The sequence below is a fragment of the Prosthecomicrobium pneumaticum genome, assembly GCF_014199915.1.
In the GTDB taxonomy this organism is placed as follows: Bacteria; Pseudomonadota; Alphaproteobacteria; order Rhizobiales; family Kaistiaceae; genus Prosthecomicrobium; species Prosthecomicrobium pneumaticum.
Genome location: NZ_JACHOO010000010.1, coordinates 161400 through 171297, shown reverse-complemented (window position 1 = coordinate 171297; position 9898 = coordinate 161400). Strand labels below are relative to the sequence as shown.

The 9898-nt window shown below is 70.3% G+C and carries 9 protein-coding genes; 6 read left to right on the top strand and 3 right to left on the bottom strand.

The window, feature by feature from the left end; genetic code table 11:
- Positions 1-444 precede the first annotated feature (444 nt).
- The 6 genes from GGQ63_RS19635 to GGQ63_RS19610 all read left to right on the top strand — a co-directional run bounded on the left by GGQ63_RS19635 (position 445) and on the right by GGQ63_RS19610 (position 6407).
- On the top strand, positions 445-624 hold the full coding sequence (locus GGQ63_RS19635) for a hypothetical protein (RefSeq protein ID WP_183858307.1): 180 nt from the start codon (positions 445-447) through the stop codon (positions 622-624).
- Between the two features lie 50 nt (positions 625-674).
- On the top strand, positions 675-1730 hold the full coding sequence (locus GGQ63_RS19630; protein WP_183858306.1) for an acyltransferase family protein: 1056 nt from the start codon (positions 675-677) through the stop codon (positions 1728-1730).
- 94 nt (positions 1731-1824) lie between these two features.
- The gene (locus GGQ63_RS19625; protein WP_183858305.1) at positions 1825-2865 is read left to right on the top strand and encodes a cysteine synthase A; all 1041 of its coding nucleotides are present in this window, start codon (positions 1825-1827) and stop codon (positions 2863-2865) included.
- The gene (locus GGQ63_RS19620) at positions 2865-3584 is read left to right on the top strand and encodes an alanyl-tRNA editing protein (protein WP_183858304.1); all 720 of its coding nucleotides are present in this window, start codon (positions 2865-2867) and stop codon (positions 3582-3584) included. The genes GGQ63_RS19625 and GGQ63_RS19620 overlap by 1 nt, the downstream gene beginning before the upstream one ends.
- Positions 3585-3595: 11 nt before the next feature.
- The gene (gene sseA, locus GGQ63_RS19615; protein WP_183858303.1) at positions 3596-4441 is read left to right on the top strand and encodes a 3-mercaptopyruvate sulfurtransferase; all 846 of its coding nucleotides are present in this window, start codon (positions 3596-3598) and stop codon (positions 4439-4441) included.
- Positions 4442-4637: 196 nt separating this feature from the next.
- Positions 4638-6407 carry an OmpA family protein gene (locus GGQ63_RS19610; RefSeq protein WP_183858302.1) on the top strand — a complete coding sequence of 590 codons (1770 nt, stop codon included), beginning with the start codon at positions 4638-4640 and terminating at the stop codon, positions 6405-6407.
- 92 nt (positions 6408-6499) lie between these two features.
- Here the strand turns inward: GGQ63_RS19610 and GGQ63_RS19605 are convergent, their stop codons facing one another.
- From GGQ63_RS19605 to GGQ63_RS19595, 3 genes are read right to left on the bottom strand one after another with little or no spacing between them, the layout of a single operon-like run.
- Entirely contained in the window at positions 6500-7303 is an 804-nt protein-coding gene (locus GGQ63_RS19605; protein WP_183858301.1) for an amino acid ABC transporter ATP-binding protein, read from the bottom strand.
- A gap of 15 nt (positions 7304-7318) precedes the next feature.
- On the bottom strand, positions 7319-8653 hold the full coding sequence (locus tag GGQ63_RS19600; RefSeq protein ID WP_183858300.1) for an amino acid ABC transporter permease: 1335 nt from the start codon (positions 8651-8653) through the stop codon (positions 7319-7321).
- Between the two features lie 13 nt (positions 8654-8666).
- The gene (locus tag GGQ63_RS19595; protein ID WP_183858299.1) at positions 8667-9881 is read right to left on the bottom strand and encodes an amino acid ABC transporter permease; all 1215 of its coding nucleotides are present in this window, start codon (positions 9879-9881) and stop codon (positions 8667-8669) included.
- Between the last annotated feature and the right edge of the window lie 17 nt (positions 9882-9898).

The window sequence follows — 9898 nt, the reverse complement described above, 5'->3', positions numbered from 1 at the left end:
GCCGCGGGGGGTGGGGGGGGGGGGCGCCCCCCCCCCGCCCCCCCCGCGCCCCCCCCCCCCCCCCCCCCCGAGGGGGGAGAGGGCTTCCGGCCTTGGCGTCGCAGGCCGCGGCAGCGGCCGAGATGCTCAGGCCGGAAGGGTGAGGGTGCGCCTCTCTTCATCGACGGAGGAAAGGCCCTCACCCCGGCCCTCTCCCGCGGAGCGGGAGAGGGGGTCCCGGCCGTGGCGCTCGCCTTCAGGCCGGCCATTCCGCGATGTACGCGCCCCATAGTCCGAGCATCCTGAGAGGATGCACCGGGATCGGGCATCCCCTCTCCCGCTCCGCGGGAGAGGGCTTTGCATCTTGGCGAGCGAAGCCGAGCCTGGATGCAAAGGGTGAGGGTCTCCTTCCGCTTGGGAACGAAGCGGGACGCCGGTCGTTTGGAACGTGCCGGAGGTCGCGCCATGAACGCCGAGATTCGCTACGTTTCGCCCGGATCCTATTTCATCGTCCGCCCCAACGGCACGCGCATCGGCCCCTATCCGCGCCGGCTCGATGCCATTCTCGCGCTCGCCGGGCCGAATGCCGACGAGCGGCCGCCGCTGCGCAAGCCCGAAGCCCAGCGGGGTGCTCACGCGGCCTGAGTGGACGGCGGCGCTTTACAAGCCGGCCGCGGCGCTGTTTCTCTCCGCCTATGACAGGCATGCCGAGGGGCACGGGAACGGGGCGGGTCGACTGGGTCGACATCGCCAAGGGGTTCTGCATCGTCATGGTCGTGGTGATGCACTCGACGCTCGGCGTCGAGAAGGCGGCGGGTGCCCAAGGCTGGATGACGCATGTCGTCGCCTTCGCGAAGCCCTTCCGCATGCCGGACTTCTTCATGATCTCCGGCCTCTTTCTCGCCCGGGTGATCGACCGCCCCTGGCGCGACCATCTCGACCGCAAGGTCCTCCACTTCGCCTATTTCTACGTCCTGTGGCTGACCATCCAGTTCGCCTTCAAGGCGCCCGGCATGGCGGCCGAAGGGGGCGCCGAGGCGGCCTTTCAGGCCTATCTGCTCGCCTTCATCGATCCGTTCGGCACGCTCTGGTTCATCTATCTGCTGCCGATCTTCTTCGTCGTCGCGAAAGTGCTGCGCGGCGTGCCCGGGCCGCTCGTGCTCGCCGCGGCGGCGGCGCTGCAGGTCGCGCGCATCGACACGGGTTGGATGGTGCCCGACGAATTCGCCGCCCGCTTCGTCTATTTCTATGCCGGCTACGCCCTCGCGCCGGCGATCTTCCGCCTCGCGGACGCCGCGGCGCGGCACCGGGCGGCGGCCCTCGGCGGACTGATCGCCTGGGGGATCGCGAACGGCGCGGCGGTCGCGACCGGCGTCTCGGAGGTGCCCGGCCTCGGCCTTCTGCTCGGCTTTCTCGGCGCCGGCGCGGTGGTGACCGGGGCGGCGCTCGCGGCCCCGCTCCGCGCCGCGGGCTGGTTGCGGGCGCTCGGCAGCCGCTCGATCGTCGTCTATCTCGCCTTCTTCCTGCCGATGGCGATCGCGCGTGTCGTGCTGCTGAAGCTCGGCCTCTTCGATCTCGGCACCACCTCTCTCGTCGTCAGCGCAACCGCCGTGGCGATGCCGGTTGCACTCGCCCGGCTCGTGCGGGACACGCCGGCGCGCTTCCTCTTCGAGCGGCCGGCCTTCCTGCGGCTGCGGCCGCGCCCCGACGGCGGCCTTGCCGAACGTCCTTCTCCCGCGGGCGGGAGATGAAGACGTCCATTCCTTGATAGGCCCGGGCCGAGGCATTAGTTTCGGCTTCCGTCCCGCTCAGGTCGCAGAGGGCCGGCGCCACACGAAGGACTCCATGCCCCCAGCCGCCTCCGTCCTCGACACCATCGGCAACACGCCGCTGATCCGGCTCAACCGCGCCTCCGAGGCGACCGGCTGCGAGATCTACGGCAAGGCCGAGTTCCTCAATCCCGGCCAGTCGGTCAAGGACCGCGCCGCGCTGTTCATCGTCCGCGATGCGATCGCCCGCGGAGTGCTGCGGCCCGGTGGCACGATCGTCGAGGGCACCGCGGGCAATACCGGCATCGGCCTCGCCCTCGTCGGCGGCGCGCTGGGATTCCGCACGGTGATCGTCATCCCGGAGACGCAGAGCCAGGAGAAGAAGGACGCGCTGCGGCTCGCCGGCGCAACGCTCGTCGAGGTGCCCGCCGTCCCCTACAAGAACCCGAACAATTACGTGAAACTGTCGGGCCGGCTCGCCGATGAGCTCGCCGCCACCGAACCGGACGGCGCGGTCTGGGCCAACCAGTTCGACAATGTCGCCAACCGGCAGGCCCATATCGAGGGCACCGGGCCGGAGATCTGGCGCGACATGGACGGGCGGATCGACGGCTTCGTCTGCGCGGTCGGCTCGGGCGGCACGCTCGCCGGCGTCGGCATCGCGCTCAAGGAGCGCGATCCCTCGATCGCCATCGGCCTTGCCGACCCGCCCGGCGCGGCGCTCTATTCCTGGTATACGGAAGGCGTGCTGAAGGCCGAGGGCTCCTCGATCACCGAGGGCATCGGACAGGGCCGCATCACCGCCAATCTCGAGGGCGCGCCGGTCGACAAGGCCTGGCGGATCGAGGACCAGGAGGCGGTGCGATTGGTGTTCGACCTCGCCGAGCACGAGGGGCTGGTGCTCGGCGGCTCGTCCGGCGTCAACATCGCCGGCGCCATCCGCATGGCGCGCGAGCTGGGGCCCGGCCACCGCATCGTCACCATTCTCTGCGACTATGGCAGCCGCTATCAGTCGAAGCTCTTCAACCCCGCCTTCCTGCGCGACAAGGGCCTGCCCGTGCCGGCCTTTCTCGAGCGCCGGAGCGACATCGCCATTCCCTATGAGCCGGTGACCTGATGGCCTTCGAGACTGCCCTGCTCTTTCGCGACGACGCCTATGAGACCCGCGCCGAGGCGACGGTTCTCGCCGTCAACGAGCGGGGCGGCGTCATCCTCGACCGCACGGTCTTCTACCCGACCGGCGGCGGCCAGCCCGGCGACCGCGGCGAGCTGATCCGCGCCGACGGTTCGATTCTCCCCGTTGCGACGACGGTCTATGGCGAGACGAAGAGCGAGGTGGTCCACGTCCTGCCGGAGGGCGCCGTGCCTCCGGAGGTCGGCGAGCGGGTGAGCCTCGCGGTCGACTGGCCGAGCCGGCAGGGCCACATGCGGATCCACACCGGGCTGCACCTCCTCTCGGTCGTCCTCCCCTTCCCGGTCACCGGCGGGCGGATCGGCCCGGAAGAAGGCCATCTCGATTTCGATATCGACGGCACCGTGCCGGCGAAGGAGGAGATCGAGGAGAAGCTCAACGCCCTTGTTTCGGGCGATCATCCGGTGACGACGGAGTGGATCACCGACGAGGAGCTGCTCGCCAATCCCGGTCTCGTCAAGACGATGAGCGTCAAGCCGCCGATGGGCAGCGGCCGGGTCCGGCTGGTGCGGATCGGCTCCGTCGACCTGCAGCCCTGCGGCGGCACCCATGTCGCCTCGACCGCCGAGATCGGGCCGCTCGCGATCGCCAAGATCGAGAACAAGGGCCGCCAGAACCGCCGCGTCCGCATCCGCCTCGTGTAAGGGAACATCCGATGACCGGCCCGCTCGTCTCGACCGAATGGCTCGCCGAACGGCTCGGCGCGCCGGGGGTGAAGGTGGTCGACGCCTCCTGGTATCTGCCCGCCGCCAACCGCGACGCGCTCGCCGAATACCGCGCCGGCCACATCCCCGGCGCCGTGTTCTTCGACATCGACGCGATCTCCGACCGTGCCTCGCCGCTGCCGCACATGCTGCCCTCGGCGGGGGATTTCGCCGCCGCGATGGGTGCGCTCGGCCTCTCCGACACCGACACGATCGTCGTCTATGACGGCGCCGGCCTCTTCTCCGCACCGCGCGTGCGCTGGACGCTGCGCGTCTTCGGCGCCCGCGACGTGTTCGTGCTCGATGGAGGCCTGCCGCAATGGCGCGCCGAGGGCCGGCCGCTCGAGAGCGGCGACGCCGCTCCGGAGGCGGCGACCTTCCACGCCGCGCTCGATGCCGAGGCCGTCGCCGGGATCGGGACCGTCGCCGCGGCGCTCGGCGCGGACGGCGTGCAGGTGGTCGACGCCCGCCCCGGCGACCGCTTCCGCGGCGAGGCGCCCGAGCCGCGCCCGGGCCTGCGCTCCGGCCACATGCCGGGCGCCCGCAACGTGCCGGCGAGCGCGGTGATCGCCGACGGCCGGCTCAAGGACGGCGCCGCGCTCGCCGCGCTCTTCGCCGACGCAGGCGTCGACCCGACGCGCCCGGTGATCGCGAGCTGCGGCTCCGGCGTCACGGCCGCCGTCGTGGCGCTGGCGCTCGAAACGATCGGCGCGCCGCAACCGAAGATCTATGACGGTTCCTGGGCGGAATGGGGCGGCCGGCCGGAGACCGCGGTCGTCACCGGCCCCGCCGACTGAGCGGCCCACCCCGGGCGGCCGACATCCGCCGGAACTTCGCCCGAATGGCGCCATTTTGCGTTCAGGCACGGTTCAGGCGCCCTGCGGCAGTCTCGCCGCCAGGGTGCCGCGATCCGGCGCCGATGAAACAGAGAATGCGGCCAATGGGGGCGGCCCCGGCGTCCCGAACGCCGGGCCGGCAGAAGAAGGAACGTTCATGAGCACTTCGAGGATCATCCTGCTCGGCACGGTCGCGGCGATCGCGCTCGCCGCGCCGGCGGGCATCGCGGCGGCGGCCAGCGAGGCGCCGATCGTGCTCGCACAGGCGGACGGCCGCGTCGCCGCGGCGCAGGCCGCGGTCGACGAGGCGGAGGCGGCGCTGCGCGACGCGGAAGCGAGCGGCGGCGATGTCCGCGCCGCCCGCCGTGCGCTCGCCCGCGCGCTGCAGGAATTGAAGGCGGCGCAGGGCGCCGGCGGCGAGGAACCGCCGCGCGAGCGCCGGCGCGAGCGCGCCGAGGAGCCCGCCCCGGAGGCCGCACCGGCCGAACAGGCCGCGCCGCCGGCGGAGGAACCGCCGCGCCGCGAGCGTCGCCGCGACCGGGACGAAGAGGCCCAGCCGGCTCCGGAAGCCGCATCACCGCCCGAGGCCGCGCCGCCGGCGGAGGAACCGCCGCGCCGCGAGCGTCGCCGCGACCGGGACGAAGAGGCCCAGCCCCCGCCCGCGCCGGAAGCCGCCCCGCCGCCGCCGGCGCCCGAAGCTGCACCCCCGCCGCCCGCTCCCGAGGCTGCGCCGCCGGCCGAGGAGCCGCCGCGCCGCGAGCGCGAGCGTCGGCGGGATCGCGACGAGCAGCCCGCGCCGCCGCCGGAAGCCGCTCCGCCCCCGCCTGCTCCCGAGGCTGCGCCGCCGCCCCCTCCGCCCCAAGCGGCCCCCCCGGCCGAGGAGCCCCGCCGCGATCGCGATCGACCGCGTGATCGCGACGGCCAGCCGCGCGACCGCGATGCCGGCCCGCCGCCGCGGGATGGCACGCCGCCGCCTCCGCGCGACGGACGCGACCGCGGTGATCGTCGCGACGAGAACGGCCGCGACCGGGGCGAAGGCCGGCCCGATCGGCGGCGCGACGGCGATGCGGAGATCATCCGGCGCGACGATGGCCGCATCATCATCCGCACGGATGAAGGTGTGACGATCCAGCACGACGATACGCGGCGCTTCCGCCGCGATGCGCGCGATGTCGAGGAGGAGGTGCGGCCGAACGGCGACCGTGTCACCACCATCACGCGGCCGAACGGCGTACAGATCGTGACTGTGACGGATCGCGACGGCAATCTCATCCGCCGCATCCGGATCGACCGGAACGGCGACGAGACGGTGCTGATCGACAATGTCCGCGATCGGCGCGACCGGCCGCGGCGGGATCGCGACCGCCCGGACTTCGACTTCGGTCTCGATCTGCCGCCCGTGGTGATCGACATTCCACGCGACGAGTATATCGTCGATGCCGACCGGGCGAACGCGCGGGACATCGAACGCGCCCTCGAGGCGCCGCCGGTCGCGCGGGTCGAGCGTGATTACACGCTCGACGAGATCCGCCAGAACCGGCGGCTGCGCGACAAGATGCGCCGCATCGATCTCGATGCGATCACCTTCGACACCGGTTCGGCCGAGGTCCGGGGCGGCGAGATCGACAAGCTCGACGCGCTCGGCCAGGCGCTCGCCCGCGCCATCCGGCGCAACCCGAATGCCGTCTATCTGATCGAGGGCCACACGGACGCCGTGGGCACGGAACTGTCGAACCTCGAACTCTCGGACCGCCGCGCCGAGTCGGTCGCCTCGATCCTCACGGAATACTTCAATATCCCGCCGGAAAACCTTGTCACGCAAGGCTATGGCGAGGAGGAGCTGAAGATCCCGACGGACGGACCGGAACGCGCCAACCGCCGCGTCGCGATCCGCCCGATCGGCGGCCTGCTCAACAGCGGCCGGTAACCCGTCGACCCACACGACAAAGGGGCGCCTCGCGGCGCCCCTTTTTCGTTTCCGCACCGCCGGCCGGGACCGGCCCCGGCAGACGGCGGCCCTCAGTGCAGGATCTGGCTGAGGAAGAGCTTGGTCCGGTCGTGCTGCGGATTGGTGAAGAAGGCTTCCGGCTCGTTCTGCTCGACGATCTGGCCGGCATCCATGAAGATCACGCGGTTCGCGACCTGGCGGGCGAAGCCCATTTCGTGCGTCACGCAGACCATGGTCATCCCCTCCTCGGCGAGGCCGACCATCACGTCGAGCACTTCCTTGATCATTTCCGGATCGAGCGCCGAGGTCGGCTCGTCGAACAGCATGACGCGCGGATTCATGCAGAGCGAGCGGGCGATGGCGACGCGCTGCTGCTGGCCGCCGGAGAGCTGGCCCGGATATTTGTGCGCCTGCTCGGGGATCTTGACCCGCTTCAGATAGAGCATCGCCACCTCCTCCGCCTCGCGCCGGGGCATGCGGCGGACATGGATCGGCGCGAGCGTCAGATTCTCGAGGATCGTGAGGTGCGGAAAGAGGTTGAAGTGCTGGAACACCATGCCGACCTCGCGCCGCACCTCGTCGATCTTGCGCAGGTCGTTGGTGAGTTCCTTGCCGTCGACGACGATGCGGCCCTTCTGGTGCTCCTCGAGCCGGTTGATGCAGCGGATCATGGTCGATTTGCCCGAGCCCGACGGGCCGGCGACGACGATCCGCTCGCCGCGCATCACCTTGAGGTTGATGTCGCGCAGAACGTGGAACTCGCCGTACCATTTGTTGACGTCGACCATCTCGATCGCCACCTCGGTACTCGACACCCGCATCTTCGACCGGTCGACGGCCAGTTCCTCGCCGGGGGCGGCGCTAACGTCCGACATCGTCTCTCCCCTTGTTCATCTCTTGTAGCCGGTATCGAGCCGCCGCTCGACGAAGCCGGCATATTGCGACATGCCGAAACAGAAGATCCAGTAGACGAAGGCGGCGAAGATATAGCCGCTGATCCCGGTGACCGGCGAGGCCCAGGTGGCGCTGTTCGCCGAAGCCTGGATCTGGCCGAGGAAATCGAACAGGCCGATGATCAGGACGAGCGTGGTGTCCTTGAACAGCGAGATGAAGGAGCCGACGATGCCGGGGATGACGAGCCGCAGCGCCTGCGGCAGCACGATCATCCGCATCATCTGCCAGTAGCCGAGGCCGAGCGCGCGGGCCGCCTCGTACTGGCCGCGCGGGATCGCCTGCAGGCCGCCTCGGATCACCTCCGCCATATAGGCCGAGTTGAAGAGGGCGACGCCGACCAGCGCCCGGAACAGCTTGTCGATCGTCACGCCCGAGGGCAGGAAGAGCGGCAGCATCACCGAGGACATGAAGAGCACGGTGATCAGCGGCACGCCGCGCCAGACCTCGATGAACACCACGGAGGCGAGCCGCACCACCGGCATGTTGGACCGCCGCCCGAGCGCGAGCAGCACACCGAGCGGCATCGACGCCGTCATGCCGGTGACCGCGACGACCAGCGTCACGAGCATGCCGCCCCAGTTCGCGGTCTCGACATGTTCGAGACCGACATCGACGGACACCGCGAGGAGCACGACCGCGAGCACGGCGAGCGCGGCGGCGAGATTGCGCAGCGTGCGGGCGACGGAAGCGCCCTGCCAGGCGGCGAGCGCCGCGGCAAGCGCAAGGAGCACGGCGCAGACGGCGCCATATTCGATCCAGAAGCGGAACGCCGAGGGTGCCATCACGTCGTCGGGAATCAGCCCGCCGTCGAGTTCCAGACCGCCGCCGGTCAAGAGCACGAAGGCGACGACCGGGAAGACCAGCAGCATGAAGGCGAGCGTCGCGCCCTTCGCCGGGATGCGCGGCACCATCAGGAGCACGAGCCCGAGCGCCAGCATGGCGTAGACGAGATCGACCCGCCAGCGCTCGTCGATCGGATACCGGCCATAGATGAACTGCGGCAGATAGGCCTTCACATAGGCCCAGCAGGCGCCATTCGCGGCGAGGCAGGCCTCGCGGCCCTCGCCGCTCCACACGGCATCGACGAGGGTGAAGCGCACGGTCGGCACGACGATTGACACGATCAGGGCGATCGCGAGCAGCGTCAGGACCGTGTTCCACAGACTCGAAAACAGGTTGGTCCGCAGCCAGCCGGCGACGCCGACGGTCGAGCGCGGCGCCGGCTGGGCCGGTGCCATCGCGGCGCGGACATAGACGGACGGGTTGCTCATCCGGCCGCTCCCCCTAGCGCTCGACCAGCGCGACGCGCCGGTTGAAGGCGTTCATGATGATCGAGGTGAGCACGCTGAGCCCCAGATACACTGCCATCCAGACGCCCACGATCTCCACCGCACGGCCGGTCTGGTTGAGCACGGTGCCGCCGACCGAGACGAGATCGGGATAGGCGATCGCGACCGCGAGCGAGGAGTTCTTCGTCAGGTTGAGGAACTGGTTGGTGAGCGGCGGGATGATCACCCGCATCGCCTGCGGCACGACGACGAGACGCAGCGTCTGGCCGGGCCGCAGGCCGAGCGAGGAGGCGGCCTCCGTCTGGCCGTGACTCACCGCCCTGATGCCCGCGCGCACGATCTCGGCGATGTAGGCCGCGGTGTAGATGGTGAGGGCGAGCAGGAGCCCGACGAGCTCGGGGATGACGACGAGGCCGCTGCCGCGTTCGAAGCCGCGCCGCAAGAGCGGTCCGGTCTCGTTGAACACCGGCATGCTGAAGGAGATCGGGCGCCCGACGAGGAAGAAGACGAGCACCGGCAGGCCGACGATCAGCGCCAGATGGACGGGCCAGACCCGCGGCGGACGGCCGAGCTCCTCCCGGCGCGACGCCGCCCAGCTGGAGACGATGATCGAGACGGCGACGCCGCCGAGCAGCGCGATGCCGATCAGGCCGGCATCCGGACCGAACACCGGGCGTGGCAGGTAGACACCGCCGATGTTGAGGTGAGCGATCCCGAACAGACTCCATTTCGAGCGCATGTCCGGCACGGAGCGGAGCACCGCGAAATACCAGAAGAAGATCTGCAGGAGCAGCGGCGTGTTGCGGAAGATCTCGACATAGGCGGCCGCGATCTTGGCGATCAGCCAGTTGCGCGAGAGCCGGGCGATGCCGATCAGAAAGCCGAGAAGGGTCGCGAAGACGATGCCGAGCACAGCGACGAGCAGCGTGTTGATGAGCCCGACGAACAACGCCCGGCGATAGCTCGACGCCTCGGAATAGTCGATCAGCGACTGGATGATGCCGAAGCCGGCGGTGCGGTCGAGAAAGCCGTCGCCCGGAACGAGATTGAGCCGGCGCAGATTGTCGAGCGCATTCGAATAGATGTCGTAGCCGATCCAGCCGACGACGAGAATGAGCGCGACCTGGTAGAAGAGACCGCGGAAGCGCGGATTGTTGATCAGAGACGACGTACGGTCCACCGGCGGACCGCTCACATCCGTTGACGCCATATCCCCTCTCGAGCCAG